24 protein-coding genes and 1 pseudogene are annotated in these 17,854 nt (G+C 44.6%); 14 read left to right on the top strand and 11 right to left on the bottom strand.

Features of this window, described 5'->3' with window-relative positions:
• Positions 1 to 165: 165 nt before the first annotated feature.
• From BACPLE_RS18515 to BACPLE_RS18480, 8 genes and pseudogenes are all read right to left on the bottom strand, one after another.
• Positions 166 to 327 (bottom strand): annotated as a pseudogene (locus tag BACPLE_RS18515) (single stranded DNA-binding domain-containing protein); the annotation flags it as partial.
• A gap of 757 nt (positions 328 to 1,084) precedes the next feature.
• On the bottom strand, positions 1,085 to 1,318 hold the full coding sequence (locus tag BACPLE_RS18510; RefSeq protein WP_007562304.1) for a hypothetical protein: 234 nt from the start codon (positions 1,316 to 1,318) through the stop codon (positions 1,085 to 1,087).
• 36 nt (positions 1,319 to 1,354) lie between these two features.
• Positions 1,355 to 1,642: an LPD11 domain-containing protein gene (locus BACPLE_RS18505; RefSeq protein ID WP_007562306.1), complete on the bottom strand. Its 288-nt coding sequence runs from the start codon at positions 1,640 to 1,642 to the stop codon at positions 1,355 to 1,357.
• 465 nt (positions 1,643 to 2,107) lie between these two features.
• Positions 2,108 to 2,365 (bottom strand): hypothetical protein, encoded by a 258-nt coding sequence (locus BACPLE_RS18500; protein ID WP_004289503.1) that lies wholly within the window; start codon positions 2,363 to 2,365, stop codon positions 2,108 to 2,110.
• 4 nt (positions 2,366 to 2,369) lie between these two features.
• Positions 2,370 to 2,666 (bottom strand): hypothetical protein, encoded by a 297-nt coding sequence (locus BACPLE_RS18495; protein WP_007562309.1) that lies wholly within the window; start codon positions 2,664 to 2,666, stop codon positions 2,370 to 2,372.
• Between the two features lie 12 nt (positions 2,667 to 2,678).
• Positions 2,679 to 3,011, bottom strand: coding sequence for a hypothetical protein (locus tag BACPLE_RS18490; RefSeq protein WP_007562311.1), 333 nt, complete (start codon positions 3,009 to 3,011; stop codon positions 2,679 to 2,681).
• 14 nt (positions 3,012 to 3,025) lie between these two features.
• Positions 3,026 to 3,202 carry a hypothetical protein gene (locus BACPLE_RS18485; RefSeq protein ID WP_007562312.1) on the bottom strand — a complete coding sequence of 59 codons (177 nt, stop codon included), beginning with the start codon at positions 3,200 to 3,202 and terminating at the stop codon, positions 3,026 to 3,028.
• Positions 3,203 to 3,220: 18 nt separating this feature from the next.
• Complete coding sequence (locus BACPLE_RS18480; protein WP_007562314.1) at positions 3,221 to 3,514, bottom strand: hypothetical protein; 294 nt, start codon at positions 3,512 to 3,514, stop codon at positions 3,221 to 3,223.
• A gap of 810 nt (positions 3,515 to 4,324) precedes the next feature.
• On the opposite strand from BACPLE_RS18480, the gene BACPLE_RS19120 reads away from it, so the two are divergent.
• Positions 4,325 to 4,474 (top strand): hypothetical protein, encoded by a 150-nt coding sequence (locus tag BACPLE_RS19120; RefSeq protein WP_007564710.1) that lies wholly within the window; start codon positions 4,325 to 4,327, stop codon positions 4,472 to 4,474.
• A 611-nt stretch (positions 4,475 to 5,085) separates the two neighbouring features.
• Entirely contained in the window at positions 5,086 to 5,241 is a 156-nt protein-coding gene (locus BACPLE_RS19555) for a hypothetical protein (RefSeq protein WP_005868867.1), read from the top strand.
• Between the two features lie 44 nt (positions 5,242 to 5,285).
• Here BACPLE_RS19555 and BACPLE_RS18460 read toward each other — a convergent pair whose 3' ends face one another.
• Genes BACPLE_RS18460 through BACPLE_RS18450 form a run of 3 tightly spaced genes read right to left on the bottom strand, consistent with a single transcriptional unit; the run spans position 5,286 to position 8,032 of the window.
• A complete protein-coding gene (locus BACPLE_RS18460; RefSeq protein ID WP_005868869.1) occupies positions 5,286 to 6,269 on the bottom strand; it encodes a hypothetical protein in 984 nt (327 codons plus the stop codon).
• A 27-nt stretch (positions 6,270 to 6,296) separates the two neighbouring features.
• Positions 6,297 to 7,697: a relaxase/mobilization nuclease domain-containing protein gene (locus BACPLE_RS18455; protein WP_005868870.1), complete on the bottom strand. Its 1,401-nt coding sequence runs from the start codon at positions 7,695 to 7,697 to the stop codon at positions 6,297 to 6,299.
• Entirely contained in the window at positions 7,694 to 8,032 is a 339-nt protein-coding gene (locus BACPLE_RS18450; RefSeq protein ID WP_008770294.1) for a plasmid mobilization protein, read from the bottom strand. Before BACPLE_RS18450 ends, BACPLE_RS18455 begins: the two co-directional genes overlap by 4 nt.
• Positions 8,033 to 8,435: 403 nt before the next feature.
• Here BACPLE_RS18450 and BACPLE_RS18445 point away from each other — a divergent pair, with 403 nt between their 5' ends.
• The 12 genes from BACPLE_RS18445 (at position 8,436) to BACPLE_RS18390 (ending at position 17,848) form a co-directional block, all read left to right on the top strand.
• Entirely contained in the window at positions 8,436 to 9,134 is a 699-nt protein-coding gene (locus tag BACPLE_RS18445; RefSeq protein WP_005868872.1) for a ParA family protein, read from the top strand.
• 4 nt (positions 9,135 to 9,138) lie between these two features.
• Positions 9,139 to 9,621, top strand: a complete 483-nt coding sequence (locus tag BACPLE_RS18440; RefSeq protein WP_005868873.1) for a DUF3408 domain-containing protein — start codon at positions 9,139 to 9,141, stop codon at positions 9,619 to 9,621.
• A 692-nt stretch (positions 9,622 to 10,313) separates the two neighbouring features.
• Positions 10,314 to 11,444, top strand: coding sequence for a hypothetical protein (locus tag BACPLE_RS18435; RefSeq protein ID WP_005868874.1), 1,131 nt, complete (start codon positions 10,314 to 10,316; stop codon positions 11,442 to 11,444).
• A gap of 244 nt (positions 11,445 to 11,688) precedes the next feature.
• A complete protein-coding gene (locus BACPLE_RS18430; RefSeq protein WP_005868875.1) occupies positions 11,689 to 12,282 on the top strand; it encodes a Crp/Fnr family transcriptional regulator in 594 nt (197 codons plus the stop codon).
• Positions 12,283 to 12,591: 309 nt separating this feature from the next.
• Complete coding sequence (locus BACPLE_RS18425; RefSeq protein ID WP_005868877.1) at positions 12,592 to 13,170, top strand: conjugal transfer protein TraO; 579 nt, start codon at positions 12,592 to 12,594, stop codon at positions 13,168 to 13,170.
• Between the two features lie 18 nt (positions 13,171 to 13,188).
• Positions 13,189 to 13,401: a hypothetical protein gene (locus tag BACPLE_RS18420; RefSeq protein ID WP_005868879.1), complete on the top strand. Its 213-nt coding sequence runs from the start codon at positions 13,189 to 13,191 to the stop codon at positions 13,399 to 13,401.
• On the top strand, positions 13,398 to 13,742 hold the full coding sequence (locus tag BACPLE_RS18415) for a hypothetical protein (RefSeq protein ID WP_005868881.1): 345 nt from the start codon (positions 13,398 to 13,400) through the stop codon (positions 13,740 to 13,742). Before BACPLE_RS18420 ends, BACPLE_RS18415 begins: the two co-directional genes overlap by 4 nt.
• Before the next feature lie 18 nt (positions 13,743 to 13,760).
• Entirely contained in the window at positions 13,761 to 14,105 is a 345-nt protein-coding gene (locus BACPLE_RS18410; RefSeq protein ID WP_005868883.1) for a hypothetical protein, read from the top strand.
• 12 nt (positions 14,106 to 14,117) lie between these two features.
• Complete coding sequence (locus BACPLE_RS18405) at positions 14,118 to 14,429, top strand: hypothetical protein (protein WP_005868885.1); 312 nt, start codon at positions 14,118 to 14,120, stop codon at positions 14,427 to 14,429.
• Positions 14,426 to 17,032, top strand: coding sequence for a TraG family conjugative transposon ATPase (locus BACPLE_RS18400; RefSeq protein ID WP_005868887.1), 2,607 nt, complete (start codon positions 14,426 to 14,428; stop codon positions 17,030 to 17,032). The genes BACPLE_RS18405 and BACPLE_RS18400 overlap by 4 nt, the downstream gene beginning before the upstream one ends.
• Positions 17,025 to 17,246, top strand: coding sequence for a hypothetical protein (locus tag BACPLE_RS18395; RefSeq protein ID WP_005868888.1), 222 nt, complete (start codon positions 17,025 to 17,027; stop codon positions 17,244 to 17,246). Before BACPLE_RS18400 ends, BACPLE_RS18395 begins: the two co-directional genes overlap by 8 nt.
• A 5-nt stretch (positions 17,247 to 17,251) precedes the next feature.
• The gene (locus tag BACPLE_RS18390) at positions 17,252 to 17,848 is read left to right on the top strand and encodes a TrbJ/VirB5 family protein (RefSeq protein ID WP_005868889.1); all 597 of its coding nucleotides are present in this window, start codon (positions 17,252 to 17,254) and stop codon (positions 17,846 to 17,848) included.
• The last annotated feature ends 6 nt before the right edge of the window (positions 17,849 to 17,854 follow it).

Genomic DNA, 17,854 nt, shown 5'->3' with positions numbered 1-17,854 from the left:
AGCTATCTCGCCCATGTGGTGGATTCAGTACCAAAACTACAAAATGACCCTAAAAAACTAGCGTTTCAAAAGGACATTCTTATTTTGGTGAGGAGGGTCTCATTATTTTAACCTTACTGGGTCTAAAATACTTGCCAGGGTGGGTCAAATTAGTGTGGCTTTTCCAATGTTCATGAAAGCGGATATACGCTTGGTTTCCTCACCGTTCTTCTCCTGACGGGCTACTGCCAGCGGGAAACGTGCGACACTTGTGGTGGTGAACTGACGGACTTCGGCATCTTTTGCCACGAATCCGGTTACTGCGAAATTGTTCTCGATCTTTTTCATTGCGATTGCTTTTTGAAGTTAATAAATCAGTTTTACGGTGCATAAAAAGTAGGTGCAGTAAAGGGCTGCACCAAGGATAGCGCATAAATACTCTTTATTTTGGAGGCGAAGCCCCAAACCGCAGGCCCGATAAAGGAAGATTTGTGCGATACGCCATTGGTCAAGACCACCAGGTCGCGCCCGTCTGCATACTAACTTTGCAACGAAAAACGATATGGCGACTTCAAATAGAAAGCGGTCGCGAAAAAGTCGAGGCGAAACAATCGCAGCGGGTTCGGAGACATGAAAGACCTGTCCGTCCACCGACACAAGACCGCTCCCGTTCCGGCAGGTGGGCGGGAAGAACATCTGGCAAGAAAGCGTATCGGCTGTTTGGGGTTGAAGCGGCAAGAACGATATACCGTTTATACAACCATGTACGCTGCATAGTGGAAAAGGAGCCCAAACGAAGAGCCGACAAAAGATGTATGCGGCGTATTGATGTCGCTGTCTCTATCCGGCAAGAGAAATGAGGGAAAGAAGAGGAAAAGGAAAAAAGGCTGAAGTCTGCCTTGAAACAAAGCGGAGGAACCGCCCCTTCGCACGAATGGACGTCTTTTACAAAAGGATATGGCCTGCCAAAAGGTATAAAGGGTTATTTCCGAAGGAAACGGTACGGATGTCTGTTACGGAGATAAAAAAGGGATTCCCGCCGGTGTGTACCTGTTTAGCCGGTATAAGCGGGCTGAAACCGATGCTACGTTCAGCCCACTTGCTTTTACCTCCTTTCTGTTTCGGTCTGCAATTCCACCGGTTCATCATCCCATGTCAGTTCCTTACCGAGTAGTTTGTAAACAGACCCCTTTGGGAGTTCTATCTCGATTGGTACGTACCCTTGCTCGCTCTCGATGTACACTTCTTCCGAGTACTCCCAATGCCCACACCAGCCCCGAACGGGCTTTTCGGGCATAATCCATTCTGTTCCGTCTTTATTTACTGCCAACCATGCCATAATATTACATTTTTAACCTGTTTCTCTGTGATAATTTTATTCTTCTTGAGCTATCATTCTCTTACTGTATTCCAAAATTTTATCCATCGTAAGCCACTCCGGTTTTTCGTCCTCTTTGAAACTCTCATGCAGTTTTATCATAAATTCAATTTGCAATTTTTCGTCGCCAGCCCATAAAGATTTGGGATGTCTGTTACCGTAATTAAGGTAATACTCGCAGTCTGACCGTAAGCGGTCTAACAGTTGGTATCTGAAAACCGAATCTCTGTGTATTACTTCGTCTACCGTTACTCGTCCATTTGAATTTGTTACATCGTTTGCCATAATCTAAAATTTTGAGTTTTCTTTTTTCCCTCTTGTAGCACCAGCTACTTTCGGGCCTGATTTAATTATGTCGCCCCCAAAGGTGTCATGGCTCTTTATGCAAGGTTTCACGATTAAATACTACCCGTGCGGAGCGAAGGGTGGAGATTTTGTCGTGAACCGTCAGGCTTTGACCTTGCATACAAGAATGGCATGACAAGTACCTTTGCGACACAATTCATATCAGGCAGCCCGAAAGCGATGTGCGAACACAGGGAAAAGAAGGTCTCTTGCAAAAGGTCCGATAGCTTATATAAAAGGGTTGCAGCGAAAAGAAATATAAATGGATCTCCGGGCTGTATAATGATTATGAGGATAAAAAAGGTATTGCGCCGGCATGTCTGCCGAGAGAAAAAGAAACGGGCTGAAACTGGCAGTTCCGGTTCAGCCCGCAAAAGTACATCGGAGGTCTCTTGCCCGTTCCCGTCAGAAATGGGCTACCATAATCCGATTTTTGAAAATTCTGTTTTTATCACTCGGTCGCCGTTGGTTTATCCAGATATGGTGTGCTCCGTATCCGAATATAAAATACTCATCGAGTGAGGTCTCGTTTTTCAAACGTTCCATACTTGCACGAAGTTCGGTTTCGTCAGTTGCAAAAAGAATCGTGTTCATGATTCTGAAATAGATTTCTTCCGCTTCATCGCTATAGCGGCAAAAGACGTGTTCGATTGTTACGTTCATGGTTCTATTGGTTTGATTGAGGTGTTTTGGGTACATTGGTCATTATGGATTCTCCGTCTTCGTTGAAAATCTCTATTGTCGGGTTGCCGTCGTTTTCTTCGGGGAGCATATTTTCTGACGTGTCAGTCAATGCTTGCCACTCTTCATAGCAAAGACGGTTGTCAATGATGTTCGACACGTCCTCACAGTTCCATGAGCGGACGATTGCCTCGGCTTCTTCGTAACTGTTTGCTTTTACACTGAAATAATCCCGCTCCCAACTTGTAACCTTACGGTCTTGATAAAATTTGTATTCTCCCATATCCTTGTTTTTTTAATTGTTCACTTCTACAATATCCTCGATCCTGCCGTACAGTATCGAGCGTAAAGCTGTTTTGTCAATCGCATAATACTCGTGAATGCTTCCGTGCTGTTTGACGAAATACCGCTTGAGGACGTCGGAAAAGTCAAAGTGATAACCGTTCAAGGCAATTCCACGTTTGAAATAGATGCTTTCCCACACGTTACGGGTAATCCAGTTTTTTTCTTCCCTGTTTAACTTGCCTCCGTTGTTCAGGTGTACCCGCAATTTGTAAACCTTGCTATCCTGTAATGTCGCCAGTTCGGGAATATCCCATTTGACGAATTTTGTTGCTATCTGTGTCATACGTTTGCTATCGTTTAATCATGGATAATCACTTCATCACGGTATTCTGAAATTTCCTTGCCGCTTTCAAGGCGGACAACTATGGTGTTACCATAGTCGCCCACGATTGTACCTTCCGTGTAACCTTTGTATGGATTGAGCAGTGTACAGGACAAACCGATAATATCGCTGTCTTCTTCGTATTCGTACATAGTGAATGCGTTTTTAGGTTACAGCTTAATGTCCCACTTGCCTTGCGAGAATATCCGAAAGCTCACGTATTCGTCCTCTAACTCGTATGTCAGTATGCGGATATAGATTTTATCTTTGGCTTCCAAAGAAGCTACCAGTTCGTCGATTTCTTTTTCCGGGTATTCCCAACGGGAAGAAAATTCGGCATCTACTATATCACTATACCGATTGACAAAGCCGTTGAAATTATCGTCCAGAAATGCCTCTATTTTATCGAGGTCTTGCTTGTTTTCTGTACTTGCATGAAAAATGTTTGTTGCATAGTTTGCCATAACTTTGAATTTTAAGTTTTCTTTTTTCCCTCTTGTAGCAATCAGCTACTTTCGGGCTTGATTTAATTATGTCGCCTTAAAAGGTGGCATGGCTCTTTATGCAGGGTTTCACAACCAAATACTACCTCCGCAAAGCGGAGCGTGGAGATTTTGTCGTGAACCGTCAGGCAGAGACCTTGCATACAAGAAAGACATGACAGATACCTTTGCGACACAATTCATATCAGCAGCCCGAAAGCGGATGTACGAATACAGGGAAGAGAAGATCTCGTGTAAAGGGTTGATGGTTTATAAAAAGGGAGTTGCAGCGAAAAGAAAAATATGCCGTGGAATATTTTTTTCTTTTGGCTGTACAATGGGACCAGAGCGTTTTACGAAGTTCGGGAAAAGGTTTAGTTTAGTCCATTAGCCTATATATATGCTAAATCAAAGTAAACTATATTTAGGCAGACAAATTTGCCTGCCTATAAGTTTTTCCTTATCTTTGTATGAATTAGAGAAGGCTTGCTTTTCTTTTGGCTGCAATGGTTCTTGGAAGTTCAAATACAACCGTCGGACGAGGAAAAAAATTCTGGAAGGAAGCTGGTTCAAGAAGTCCCGATTATAAGCAAGTGCAAGGAAAGAAACAGAGTGAAAACAAAAAATCGGGAAATGCCTTTAATTAGCAATTTTGTTTCTTATTTGTTCCTCAATTAAAACTATGAAATTTTCAATACACTGAATTTCAAGTCATTATATATGCTATTTTTGAGAGATTGAATTTATTCTCAAAGAAAAAAGATACCTCTCCTGTTCGTTTCCTTAAAAGGGATGATAGACGACATCCGTTTTCTCAATCTGCTGGAGGAGAGCCATGTCGATTTCAGATGTATCGATTTTCCATGGTTCTGCAAGGAGAATCTGCCTCTGATAAAGGCAGTTGTGCTATATGAAAAGTTGGAAATAAGAATAAATGTATAAGATATCAAGCTTACAGATTGGACTTCAATGTTGCAGCATTGAGGTTTATGAGAAACAATTCTAAATATATTTCTGTTTGGCGAAATCTTATTCTAAAAGGAACTCTAAATAAAAGAATCCACCTTCAGATATCTTTCTTCACTTATCCTCAAAGTATATAATCCAAACATAAATATCAGACCTATTTTCCCTATAACTGAGTAATAAAAAGATTATTCCCCAACACCGTAAACAAAGAAATAACAGAAGCACTTTAAAATGGTGTATCTAACTCACTTTTTTAAGGATAATATCCCTGTTACAGTTATCTGTAGCAGGTGATCCTTTCAAATTGGGCATTAGATGCACCCTTTTCCTTATTCCAACAAATGCGCCTCTTGTAACCTCACCAATTCCCAATACATCTTCAAAAACATCTCCAGATACACCTTCAGACTCGGGAAATAGACGAAAGACTTCCAGCAAAAGAAAGGCACATGAATGGCCGTTCATTCGGAACCTCCATTTCTGGATAGCGTTTCTTTGTCCATCCAAAATAATCTCTATCGGGACAGAACAATAAACAAAAGCATAAATATCAGGCAAAATTGTCCCGATAAAAGAATTATAACATGACTATTGAAGATGAAATCCTCCAATACCTGCACTATCATCCTCTATCAAACAGGGTTGAGATAACGCTTGGGATAACCAATCCTCCCAGTGGCAGGATTGTAAAAAGACTACTGGCCGATGCCGTAACCAAAGGAATGATAGAAGTACTCTAACAATAGTAGTGCCACTATTTTATAAGCAGCACTGCAATTGTTCCTTACCCCAGCAAATGCACCTCCTGTAACCTCACCAACCCCAAATACATCTTCAAGAACACCTCCTGATACACCTTCAGATCCGGGAAATAGACGAAAGACTTCCGGGCAAAAGAGAGGCACGTGAATGGCCGTTCATTCGGAACCTCCATTTCCGGATAGCGTTTCTTCGCCTGGTCAACCGCCATCTTGTTCAGTGAAGCCACGAAGTTAGCCTGGCGTATCGGATTCCATTTCGGGGTTTCAAGAATCACCATCCCATCTTTCCGCTCAGGAATAACCAAATATTCATCCTGCACGTTACGGACGTAATAGCACACAAAAGACAAGGCCTCATAGACATTATCCCCTACATGAATACCGATAACCCGTTCTTCAACCGGTGTACCGGCAAAGCATTCCGCAATCTGTTTCATGGCATACCCATGCAACAAGGCAGCATCAGAAGCCAACAGATAAGCCGGTGCGGTACGCTCTCCTCCCTTATCGATGGCAGCAAAGACAGAAGGACTCCAACAGAGATGGATGAGCTTTCCTTTTTCTTTCTCACGAAGGGAAGCGACACATAAACGGTTATCAAAGACCAAACGGGCTTCTTTCGTTTCCGGATGGAACTGGAACACGTTCCGTACCCTGTCCGGCTTATGGATATCCATCATCAGATAGCCCTGCCAACCGGACACGTGCTTTGTCTTCAAGACGGTTTCGCTTTCCTCCACATCGAAAAGATAAGACAAGAGCTTTTCTCGCTTACAACATACGAAGAGAGAAAGCTCGTCCTGTTCTTTCATCTGCTGCATATCCAAGGAAAGAACAAAAGCCAATTGCCAAGGAGTAAGCTCGGAAAAGCCATGTAATTCAATACAAGACAACGCATCCTTCTCCGGTGAGTAAACGACATATCCCCGGCCACCTATCTCATATCTCAACATGAAATCCCCCTGTTCAGTGGGATGATAATTCTGTAAAACGGTCTGATAATTCATAAAGCAAATATATTAAGTTAGTATTCATCATAATGAGAAATCGGGACCACTCTTGCGTTTCCGTTTCTTTTTGGACGGTATGAGATCATCCTCTTGCGACTTCTTCCCGCTGCCGGTAATGTCAAGTTCCGGAATGGCCATAACTCCCCCACCCTGCATATAGAAAGCCTCACGATCCACCCGCTCACGGAACTCCCCTACCCTATCGATATGTGGCGAGAGACCGACAGCCACACCATCGAAATGCTTCTGGATATTCTGATAAGTGAGCTTACGGGAAAGATCCGCACCTTTAAAGACATGAGCATTTTCCACGTTTTCCATATAAAAGGAAATCCCGTATGCGCCTTTGCTGTTTACATGTTCCGTCACACGGATCGATTCTTCCGCCAACCTTTTCTTAAAATCCTCATAGCCTAAAGAAGCGTTCAATGCCTTAAACACATGGTCATAGAGATAATGCTTCTGTTCATCGGCGCTCATGCCCCGGCCATCAAAACGAATATTACCAAAACGATATTTCTGAGGAAGTGAAACGTCCTTCAGGTAAAAGCCTGAATCCTTGATGCCATAGACATAATAGGATTTGTCCTTCTTGGTGACCAGACGCATATACAATCCTTCTTGTTCCAGGTTCCTTCGGAAATCGGATGTACTTTCGGAAAAAGAGTAGATGCGGTCAAGCTGTTGTAACAGTTCATCCTTGAACAAGGGGTTGAAAAAACCTCCTTTTTCCAGCAATGCGAAAAGGTTGTCATAGCTTTCATCCCCCAATAGGACACGCCATTCTTCATTGGCCAATTTTATTTCTTGCAAGGGTTTATTCAAAGACCGGTATGTATCGGATTGTTCCAGGACAGCCGATACCTTATCCTTGTAATTATAACTACGCATGGCTTTCTTCAAGGCCGCATCGAAATAATAGTTACGGTATTGCGCCTCTCCCAACGTGGTTCTCTTGCCTCCTTCCCTTTCCAAAGGCAACAGACCGTACTTCTGCTCCAGTTCCCTTGAGATCTTTTCGGAACGGCTGTAATTATTTCCGGAAGGAATGCTTTTGCCTTCTTCATCAATTGTGGTCAGCAGCACATGCACATGGCTGTGTGCCTTGTCGGTATTTAGGACAACGGCATAACAGGACTTTCCGTACCCCATCCTCTCGATATATTCCCCGGCAAGAGAAAGCCACTGTTCATCGGAAAGGCTTTCTCCCGGATAGAGGCTCAGAATAAATTCCGCATAAGGTAGTTTCACCCGGTCATTCAACTGGGAGATAAGTTTCATGTAGGCTGGCATGGCGGCCAGTTCGTCACCAGTGGAGGTGTAAAGCACTTTTCCGTTTCCTTCCTTGACCTTGGAAAGCTGGTATTCAATTTTCCGGCTCATGGACAGGTGGGATGAGAAAGAAGGTTGTATCTCGGCTATCATAACAATTTCCGGTTAATGGTTTCTACATCCGAAAGGTATTGGTTAATCCGATCCAATGAATACAATATATTTTCATCGGACGGAAGCGTATTGATATGTTTGGCAAGCTGGTTGATATTGGCTCCTATTTTACGAAGTTCATATATCATTTGCACATCGGTTTTCGATATGCTTCTGCCTTTCAAGGCAGACTCTCTGATAAAGGAAGAAAGGGATTTTCCCTCTTCCTTTGAACGTTGAAGAAGCTGTTCTTTCTCGGCTTCCGTCAAGCGGATCTTTATACTTATATCTCGATTCTCTTTCATATATACAGAGTATGTGAGTGTAACGAACATTGGTCGGCAGCTCGGCTGTCGCAAGGTTTTTTGTACCCACAAAAACATACCTTGCATTAGCAAAGATATACAATAATACTCAGCTGTGAAACAAAACCAGACAAAAGTCTTGATTTCTTAATCCAGATTAACCGCTCACTTTGTTACAAAGTAACTACGCACATTGTAACAGGCGAACGGAAAGCCATTAGTTACAAAATACATAATTACTAATTATATTATTACAAAGTATGAACATACATACTTAATTATAAGATTAAGTATGTACATATTTATATTTATATTTATATATGTAATTACTTATACAATTAAGTAAAAAAGTGTATAATAAATTAATTATAAAAGTATGCAATTATTTAATTTATTATTTATATATTTGCGCACATACTTAAAAACGTACATTATGGGACAAATATTACCAGGAGTAGTCGTAGCTTTTGAGAATCCCAAGGGCGGGGTAGGGAAGTCTACGCTGACAGCTTTGTTTGCAGGTTATATTCATTCGCAGTCAAACGAAGAGGGGGGCTTATCCATTGCCGTGGTGGATATCGACGACATGCAGAACACTATCGGAAAATTACGTGAGGACGAAGCCGAGGACGGAATCATGAAAAAGGAAGAAGAATATGAGGTTATCAATATCTCTTCCTCAGAGTTCATCAACCAACTGGATTTCCTTCAGGACAATTACGACATTATACTTGTCGATTTTCCGGGTAACCTGAAACAAAACGGTGTAGTTGAAACGCTGCACTTCGTTGACGTGATCATCATTCCCTTCGAACCGAACCAGACCGATTTAAGACCTACATTGACCTTTTACTATAACATCTATGAAGGGATTATCGAAAGCCGTCGAAAGATTGGTAAAAAGACTACCGTGCGTGGTGTTATGAACCGTGTTCTTCCGAATGTGCTGGAGTTCAAAGAAATTTTGAAAAATAAAAAAACCTTGCCTTTCGAGTTGATGCAAAACTACATCAAGGATTCAAGGGTTGACTATCAACGCAATTTAAGTACGCTGAGTAAAGCGTACCATCATCCCTGTGATGCTTTCTGTGAAGAGGTATTGGAATTAATCTGTAACCATATAGGAGAATAAAGCTATGGCAACCAACAAAGAAAGGACATCATCAGCCGCCATGAGAAAACTCTTGCTGCAAAGCGCCAGTAAGAAAGAGCAGGAAATCCAGCAGATCGGAAGTGTTGCGGAAAGCACTATCCCCCAACCTGCGATTGAGCACCCCATCCATGAAGAGGTGAAAGAATCGGCTCCAGTCAAAGAAACCGTCCAAGAACCTCAGCCGGAACAAATGGAAAAGCCGGAATCCAAACCTTCCGTGCAGTCTTCTCCAAAAACAGAAGAAAGCAAAGTCTGCGGAAAAAAATTCTCGGAATATCTGGAAGAGCGAAAATTAAAGAACACCGAAGTAATCCGGATATCCAGCGAAACCCACAGAAAGCTGAAGCAGATTGCTATGGCCACTGGATTAGGAATGCACAACATCGCAAACAACATTCTTGAAGACATATTGACCAGCCATAACAAGGAGATTCAAGCGATACTGAAGAAGTATATGAGCATCTGATTCTACTTTCGGAAAAATATATACGCCTGTTCGACTGCATCCGTCGGGCAGGCGTTATTTTTGCACACCGTTTTAGTGAAGGCCGGCATTGAACCGGGACACTTTTACACAACTGCGGAAAAATCCCTTTGCCTATTATCCTGGACAATATGTTAAAGAATTCAAACCTCTACTTGTTTCCACCTCAAAATTTTTTCCGAAAGTAAGAATACGGTAACAAAATCATTTCTTCGTTTTATTTAGGTTTTTAGGGATTTAAGTATTTGTGGGACACTTTTACACAACTAATAAGGGAGGTTTTCCGTATAATCAACTATATTATTGCAAGTTAGCACTTACTGGCATCTTCTCGTAACCGGGACACTTCTGCACAACTAACCGACTATTCGGGACACTTCTGCACAACTGAACAGGAAAGTCGGGATACTTTTACACAACTAGAATCTGCATTCGGGACACTTTTACACAACTAAATCAGGAATCCGGGACACTTCTGCACAACTAAACCGGCCATTCGGGACACTTTTACACAACTGGGGGATCGGAAACAGCCGTAGTCGGGACACTTTTACACAACTAAATCAAGAAACAGCACGAAAAAAATGCTTTGGAATCTTCATTTATAGGGAGTTAGATTCACTATCTCCGTAAAAAAACGTATCTTTGCATCAGTAAACAACAAGTGTCCGCCTATGAAGGAAAGTAATACACAAAAAGAGTTGAGCAGAGTCCCCAGGACTCTCAGCGAGTCTTCCAACACGAAAGTATTGGAAGTTCTATTTGATGCAGGCGGCACTGTCATGTCTGACATTATCATTTACGTGGCATCTTCACAAATGAAAGATCTGTTCGGCGACTGCTGGTTCTCCATCAACGATTTTTGTGAGGTCATGGGGTATGAACGAACCAAGTTGCAACGAAAACTGACCGAGAAGCAGCTTGATTTCCTGTTCAGCAACCAACGTCCGGTATATATCACCGAACAGAACGGCCAAAAGATAGAGCATCCGATAGAGAACACCTTTGAAGCGGCGTTATACCGTTTAGGGACATCCAACCTCAGTGTAGCATACGCCATGAACGGCAAGACGCAATATAAGTTCATTCAAATACTGGACCGCTTTGAGATAAAGGATAACTTCGGCACGAAAAAGCGCACCAAGCGGAATTACAACGTGCATCTGAGCAAAGATCTGATGAATACTTTGCTTACCGAATACAATCTGCTGGAACTGAAAGACTACCGTAACCTGCCCAACCGCAAAGGCTACCGCAAGTTTTATCTGAACCTGGCGAAAATGATTTACCTGATCAAGTATAAGATTGACCAAGGACAAGCACCTTATTTCACCGTTACGGTTGACCAACTTGCCAAGGAATTTGATGTAACGGTAAAGGACAACCATGACCGGAAGAAGAAGGTGACCAGCATCTTAAACGGTATCAACAAAAAGCTGGAGAGAACCAAATTCCAATACCAGTACATCAAAGGAAAAGGGGAGAAGTGGCCCTACACCGTACAGTTTTTCTTTGACCAGGAAACATTGGAATATTTCGACGAAAAGATAAAGGCGATACTGACCTCGCAATATCACGATGCGCTTAAATCATGCTTCTTGTTAAACAAGAAAGGCATTCCCGTGAGCAGACATTATCAATATAAGGATTTCTTTAAATTGGGAACCGGCGAATATTATCATGAATTTACCGCATGGCTTTATTCTGAAGAGGACAAGGAGATTAAGGAGAACATCTACCGGGATATCTATATAAAGGTAGTAGGCATTCGTCCAGAAGACCTTGCCGTCAACTTAAATCCCTAAAAGTTGGAACAAAAACCATAAAATAGTATCTTTGCAGCGGATTGTCAGAAAATTGGCAGCCCGCTTTTTACATACGTCCGTCTGTCTAACAAAAGAGTGGCATCTATCGTTAAGGAATTAACAACAACAGGCGCATGCCTGTACCAGTATGAAACTGGTACGTGGCGTGCCTTTGTTGTTGGAACGCCACGTCCATGTTAGAGGGTACGTTTCCGTACCCTTATATAAACATAAAACAAATTCAATGGTTCAAACAATTGCCACCCTGATAGATGAGACGCTCATGGTAATGGGCGCCCATCTTCACGTGCGGATGACAGACGAAGAAAAGGCGTATCTTGATGCTCATTTCGAGCTTATCCATATCAAAAAGGGAGAACACCTCGTCACCAGGGGCGAGGAAGTATGCTACCTCTATTATCTGGAATCCGGCATCGTCCGGTTATGGTTTCCGGACAAAGAGAATAGAGAGATTTCAGCACGGTTTATCCAAGCCAAAGAGTTCATCAATTTTTTCCTTTCACATGAAGAACACCATGCCCACTACAATATCAAGGCATTGGAGCCATGCAAGATCTGGAGATTGCCCAAAAAAGATCTTCATCAGCTATATGAGTTATCCATCAATTTCAACAAGCTGGCCAGAATACATTTGGTAAGATCCATCAACCGCAAAATAATAAGGGAAGAGGAGTTTTACACACTGGATGCCGAAGCGCGTTACAAAGCGCTTTTGGCCAATGAAAAATGGCTGTTACGTTCAATACCCTTAAAAGACATAGCAAGTTATATCGGCATCACGCCACAAGCATTGAGCAACATCCGAAAGCGCATATAAACCAAACCCTATAAGCCGGGCAGGACAGTTTTACACAACTAATCCTATCCGGCTTTTTTCTGTAGAATTATTCCACACCTGCCGGTTTACGGCACATGTATTTTTTAATGCACATTAAATAAACACGAAAGGCCCTTTAAAAGCCCTTCATAAAATTTGTCCTCCCGTATATAATCTATATGTTTGGAGCGAAAACAACGCGATAAGCACCTTGATTCGGTTCTGCCGACAGGAATCCGCGTAAATTGGAAACACCGTATGAGACAAATAGAAAAATATATAACATTAATAACCTAAAGAGTAATTCCCATGGAACACATCAGACTGACTGCTATCAGCCTTAGCCTGCTGTTATGCACCGTAAGCGCTTTTGCGCAACGCCATTATGAGAACATCCCGGCACTTGAATTGAACTACGGCACTAACCTGTTCGGCAATGCAGGCAACTATTACAACCTGTCCTTTTCCAGATACATCAACCGGACAAGCTATTGGAAAGCCGGGTTTAGCTATTTTGAGAAACCTTACGAATATACAGCCAACCTACCGCAAGTCTCTACCTTGAACCCGGAAGAAACGATTCCCGAAACGATACATGACAAGGGTAAGGACTTTTTTGTGGACGGCGGTTATTACAGAACCCTGGCCTGCAACCTGAAATCCGTTTACTGGGGCATCGGCCTGGGAGGATTCATCGGTACAGAATACGTCCGCCACCCCGATAAGGAATACAACTTCATCATCGGCCCGAAACTGGAAACGGAACTGGAAGTATTCATCCTGCCCCGAACGGCATTGCTTGCCCGCATACAACAACATTGGAATCCCCTATCCATTGACAAGTGGAACACTGTCTGGAACGTAGGAATAAAGATACTGCTCTACTAACCGACAAATCATATCACCATGCTTATTATCATATTGTTAGCCGATACAAATGTATCCGGCCTGATCTCCTTATACCGTGAAATAGGCGCCATGCTGATAGGGGTAGGCTTTCTATGTGCCGGACTAGCGGTACTTAAAAAGCTGATAAGCAACCACGAGCGCACCAAAGAGGCCATCATCACCTATATCACGGCATTGGTCACTTGGCTCATTATCTGGCAACTCTTATGAACGTAGTGGATTTGATACTGGTTGCCATACTCGCCTGTGTCACGCTTCACTTTTACTTTCGGAAAAAGAAGAAAGCACTTTCTTCCGGAAAGGAGAAAGAGAAGCCGATAAGGGAGGCGGTGCGCAAGGAAGGGCAGGAGAGAGCCTGTCCGGTCATCTGCGTGGTATTTCAGCCTGAGCTGGAAGAAGAGGAATTGGCTGCCGAGATAGCCGATATGTACCTGCATGGAAGAGCCTACTACTACTCAGGCAAACCACTGCCGGAACAGCCGAAAGAAGAGCCCATATCCATCAAGTATAAGGATGTGCAATGGGAGAGACTGAAAACGATTCATGTTTAATTAAAAAATAGGAACAAAATGAAAGCAATCGAAAATGTAAGAGAAAAAGCGAACCAAGTCATTAACCGCTATGGAAAGGTTATCTTCACCTTTCTCATATTCTTCACGCTGTTGGGAACGGCACAAGTGGCGGAGGCACAAAGCGGCCTGAAGATTAACAGCCTATCCGAAGTGACAGACAAAGCCAAAGAGGGTGCGGACACCATTCTGGACGTAGCCAAATACATTTTGGCGGCGGTACTCGGCATCGCTCTGGTCTTTGTCATCTATTCGCTTGCCACGAACAATCCCCATGCCAAGGAATACCTGCTCGGCTGGATCATCGCCGTGGTAGTCATCATGGTAGCCTTCCTGATTATCTAAAAACGAAGAGCCATGAGAACCATGCGTAAAATCAACAAGCCGATCAAGTTCTTCGGTCTGTCATCGGGACAGTTCGCCATCTTCATGCTGCTGACGGCCATCATCATCATCGTGAGCATATTCAAGCAGCTGCACCCGATACTCATCATCGGAATCATTTCCGCCATTCTGTTTCTATCCGGTCTGCTGTTCCAAACCTTGAAAAAGGAACACAAGGCCGGTAACCCGGACTACCTGACCGGCCTCCGGATCAAGAACGCCACCCCCCGGCAGATAACGGACAAACGGCAGATTTTCAAATTCATCCTAAAACAGCAACCATGATAGGAATCATCATACTCATATCCCTGCTAATCTGTGCGCTGTGCCTGCTGATTGCTCTGCTGTATATCCGGCAGACAGAGATAGAGGTGAAGGACAAATCCGTGGATCTGGAAAGTGTCTTGCCTATCCAGACCATCACGGAGAACGCCGTCATCAACGGGAACGGTGACATCACCGTCGGCTACCGGCTGCTTCTGCCCGAAGTGTTCACCTTGTCGGAAAGCGAGGCGCAATACATCCATGAGCGGTTGGAGGCTCTTTTGAAGCTGCTTCCGGCAGGCACGGTCATCCATCAGCAGAATTTCTACTATACGGGGCGATACCATCATGCAGAATACTCTTCCAATGCCCTGATAGCGGAGAACAACCGTCATTTCAACGGCAAGGAGATACTGAACAGTTACACCAACCTGTATGTGACGTTCACGAACGGCAGCCGAAACGGTAAGATACGCAAAAGCGCATCGGGCACCTCGCTGATGCGAAAGCTGCACTACCCGTTCAAGCAACCTTATAAGGAATATCAGCAACGGCTGACAGAAATGGAAGCCTTTCTGATGAACTTTGAGAACGGTTTGTCGTCCATCCAGCAGTTTGAGATACGCAAGATGGATGATACGGAACTGAACAACGCCATCTACGACTACGTCAACCTCTCTTACGAGACACCGGAAAACGATGCCACGCAGAAGAGCGTCAACCCTATGGCTGTCAGTGAAAGCGGAAGCATGAAAATAGGGCAGCAGCACGTTTCCATCCTTTCGCTGACCAACGAAGGCGAGCATCTTCAGGAACTGGCCGTGCCGCACACCGGCAAGTCGAAGGCATACGGGGGAAACATAGAGATACCGGACAGCATACGGAGCAAATGCTCGATGCTGTACCCCGTAGGACTTGGCCTGCCGTTCAACCACATCGTAAACATCGTGATAGAGATAACCGATCCAGATGCCACCGTAACGGCCATCGGTGCGGAGAAAGACGCGCTGAACTACATCACCAACTTCTACCCTCCGGCGGCAGAGAAGCAACGCGAGCAGGCAGCCTTCTGCGATGAGATTACCCAGTTCGACTACCAGACCGCCTATACCGCCTTCAATGTCGTGCTGAACGATACAGACCGCACCTCGCTCATGCGGAAAACCGCACTGGTACAGCAAGGCTTCAGCTTTATGAACCAAAGTTCGTGCTATGTGGAGAACGCCGAGCTGTGCAACCTGTTCTTCTGCAACATACCCGGCAATGCCAGGGCCAATTACCGGGGCTTCGTCAACACGACCAAGCAGGCCATCTGCTATCTGCAAAAAGAGGGGATGTACCTTTCGGACGAGAAAGGGCATATCTACCATGACCGTTTCGGTACTCCCGCCAAGATAAACCTCTGGGATTATCCGGCGCTGAACAACAAGAACCGCATCGTTATCGGCCCGTCCGGTTCCGGTAAATCTTTCTGGCTGAACAATTACATCCTGCAAAGCTATGAGCTGGGCCGGGATGTGATGATCATTGACATCGGCGGCTCTTACCGCTCGATGATAGCCTTGAACCGGGGCAAATACTTCGACTCTACCGAGCAGAAGAAATTTGCGTTCAACCCCTTCTTGTGTGACCGTGACAAGAACGGCAAATACCTGTACATCGACACCACGGATGCCGAGTCTGCCGATGACCAGATAAAGACCATCGTCGCCATTATCAGCTACATTTGGAAGGTACGTGAACCCATGCTGCCTGCCGAAAACGCCATTCTCAGGAAATCCGTCATCGGATTTTACGACTATGTGAACAATTCTTCAATAGGAGAGAAGCATGAGCGTATCTTCCCGACGCTGATAACTTACCGGGCTTATCTGAAGGAAGTGTTCAGCAAACGGATGACCGAGTTTGAGAAACAGAAATTCGAGATAGAGGAGCTGTTGCTTTTACTGGAACCCTATACGGACGGAGAGCTGTCATTCCTGCTGAACGCTACCGAGAACGTGGATATCGTGCATGACCGGCTGATAGCCTTCGATATGGAAGATGCCTCTAAGAAAGAGTACTTTCCACTCGTTGCCATCATCACCCTGCAAATGATCGTGGATAAAATCAAGAAACGCCAGGGGTTTGCCAAAGAGCTAATCATCGACGAAGCACTCGACTTCCTGCAAGACGAGAAATTCGGAGACTTCATCGCCTACCTGTACCGAACCTTCCGTAAAAAGGAGGGAAGCATCACGCTGGCCGCACAGAACATCCTGTTTTTGAAAAACATGCCGTCCAGTATCAAGGACTCCATCATCATCAACTGCGCGACCAAGATTATCCTCGACCATTCAGAACACCGGCAGAACCTGCCGGAAGTGAAAGCCGTGCTTTCCATCACGGACGAAGAGGCCTATATGATCGAGTCGTTGCAGCGCACGGAACGCTGGAGAGAGTTTTTCATCAAGATGTCGAACGATGCCTTCATCTTCCGCAACGAGGTGTCCGACTTCGCCGCCGTAGCCTTCGATTCGCGCCAGGCGACAGTAGTACGACTGAAGCAGTTGTTCAACGAAAGCGGCTCGACCTATACGGCCATCAACCGCTATCTGGAGGAAAGGAGGAAAAAGTATGGATGACGCCACCCAAGGGCTGACCGCCCTTCTAGGCTGGTCAACCGACTTCAACGGCAGCGCATACAATCTTGCCGGAAGCATTGCCGCCGCACTTTTGGGCGTTGCGCTCATTTTCGTGGTATGGGCACTCGCCACGAAAAAGGAAAATGCCAAGAGCTATCTGACAGCCTGGCTGGTATGTGTCATATTCACCCTATTATTCATCACCAACAAATAACCGTCATGAAAAGAATCATTCTCATACTCGGACTTGCCGCCTCGATAGGGCTGATGGGAACCGGCAGTGTTCATGCCCAGTTCGTCGTGCATGATCCCGGCCACACCCTGCTGAACTCAACGGAATGGATCGCCAATGTCAAGAAATGGGTTACACAAATCAATGAAATGATCGATGCCCAGGAACTGCGGCTCGGCCTGCAAAAGATCGACCAGTTGAAGGAACTCAAATCATTGAAAGAGCTTGCCGACCTGCTGGACGACGTAGCCTGCCTGAGCAGCGACTACAGCTTTTACCTGAACGTAGGATCGAATTACCACTGCCTGAAATTTCTCAACTTTCAGCGTGTGACCGTCAATCTGAGCCTGAGTACCGACCTGCTGTTCAAGGTGGCCACCGTGACCAGTTACTTCTCGATGAACTCGGAAGGGCGCATGTCCTTTATCGAGCAGGTGAAGGAATCGGTGGAAAAAGCCGCCGAAGAGATGCGTGAGTTTAACGAATCCGTGCGTTCCACGGTCATTTACAAATCCATGAAGGGGCATAACCGGAAGACCTATTACCAGGGACGGTTGGCCGCTTTCACACGACACACCAATTAAAGCGTT

This window comes from Phocaeicola plebeius DSM 17135, from assembly GCF_000187895.1.
Lineage (GTDB): Bacteria > Bacteroidota > Bacteroidia > Bacteroidales > Bacteroidaceae > Phocaeicola > Phocaeicola plebeius.
The sequence above is the reverse complement of the archived record's forward strand: the minus strand, read 5'-3'. Positions and strand labels throughout refer to the sequence as shown.

Excerpts from the sequence above, each read along its gene's own strand:
- BACPLE_RS18480 (WP_007562314.1), bottom strand. The coding sequence starts at position 3,514 with ATGGCAAACTATGCAACAAACATTTTTCATGCAAGTACAGAAAACAAG.
- BACPLE_RS18450 (WP_008770294.1), bottom strand. The coding sequence starts at position 8,032 with ATGTTCGTTACACTCACATACTCTGTATATATGAAAGAGAATCGAGAT.
- BACPLE_RS18440 (WP_005868873.1), top strand. The coding sequence starts at position 9,139 with ATGGCAACCAACAAAGAAAGGACATCATCAGCCGCCATGAGAAAACTC.
- BACPLE_RS18425 (WP_005868877.1), top strand. The coding sequence starts at position 12,592 with ATGGAACACATCAGACTGACTGCTATCAGCCTTAGCCTGCTGTTATGC.
- BACPLE_RS18490 (WP_007562311.1), bottom strand. The coding sequence starts at position 3,011 with ATGACACAGATAGCAACAAAATTCGTCAAATGGGATATTCCCGAACTG.
- BACPLE_RS18445 (WP_005868872.1), top strand. The coding sequence starts at position 8,436 with ATGGGACAAATATTACCAGGAGTAGTCGTAGCTTTTGAGAATCCCAAG.
- BACPLE_RS18435 (WP_005868874.1), top strand. The coding sequence starts at position 10,314 with ATGAAGGAAAGTAATACACAAAAAGAGTTGAGCAGAGTCCCCAGGACT.
- BACPLE_RS19120 (WP_007564710.1), top strand. The coding sequence starts at position 4,325 with ATGATAGACGACATCCGTTTTCTCAATCTGCTGGAGGAGAGCCATGTC.
- BACPLE_RS18505 (WP_007562306.1), bottom strand. The coding sequence starts at position 1,642 with ATGGCAAACGATGTAACAAATTCAAATGGACGAGTAACGGTAGACGAA.
- BACPLE_RS18415 (WP_005868881.1), top strand. The coding sequence starts at position 13,398 with ATGAACGTAGTGGATTTGATACTGGTTGCCATACTCGCCTGTGTCACG.
- BACPLE_RS18390 (WP_005868889.1), top strand. The coding sequence starts at position 17,252 with ATGAAAAGAATCATTCTCATACTCGGACTTGCCGCCTCGATAGGGCTG.
- BACPLE_RS18485 (WP_007562312.1), bottom strand. The coding sequence starts at position 3,202 with ATGTACGAATACGAAGAAGACAGCGATATTATCGGTTTGTCCTGTACA.
- BACPLE_RS18405 (WP_005868885.1), top strand. The coding sequence starts at position 14,118 with ATGAGAACCATGCGTAAAATCAACAAGCCGATCAAGTTCTTCGGTCTG.
- BACPLE_RS18455 (WP_005868870.1), bottom strand. The coding sequence starts at position 7,697 with ATGATAGCCGAGATACAACCTTCTTTCTCATCCCACCTGTCCATGAGC.
- BACPLE_RS19555 (WP_005868867.1), top strand. The coding sequence starts at position 5,086 with ATGACTATTGAAGATGAAATCCTCCAATACCTGCACTATCATCCTCTA.
- BACPLE_RS18420 (WP_005868879.1), top strand. The coding sequence starts at position 13,189 with ATGCTTATTATCATATTGTTAGCCGATACAAATGTATCCGGCCTGATC.
- BACPLE_RS18510 (WP_007562304.1), bottom strand. The coding sequence starts at position 1,318 with ATGGCATGGTTGGCAGTAAATAAAGACGGAACAGAATGGATTATGCCC.
- BACPLE_RS18400 (WP_005868887.1), top strand. The coding sequence starts at position 14,426 with ATGATAGGAATCATCATACTCATATCCCTGCTAATCTGTGCGCTGTGC.
- BACPLE_RS18460 (WP_005868869.1), bottom strand. The coding sequence starts at position 6,269 with ATGAATTATCAGACCGTTTTACAGAATTATCATCCCACTGAACAGGGG.
- BACPLE_RS18395 (WP_005868888.1), top strand. The coding sequence starts at position 17,025 with ATGGATGACGCCACCCAAGGGCTGACCGCCCTTCTAGGCTGGTCAACC.
- BACPLE_RS18430 (WP_005868875.1), top strand. The coding sequence starts at position 11,689 with ATGGTTCAAACAATTGCCACCCTGATAGATGAGACGCTCATGGTAATG.
- BACPLE_RS18500 (WP_004289503.1), bottom strand. The coding sequence starts at position 2,365 with ATGAACGTAACAATCGAACACGTCTTTTGCCGCTATAGCGATGAAGCG.
- BACPLE_RS18410 (WP_005868883.1), top strand. The coding sequence starts at position 13,761 with ATGAAAGCAATCGAAAATGTAAGAGAAAAAGCGAACCAAGTCATTAAC.
- BACPLE_RS18495 (WP_007562309.1), bottom strand. The coding sequence starts at position 2,666 with ATGGGAGAATACAAATTTTATCAAGACCGTAAGGTTACAAGTTGGGAG.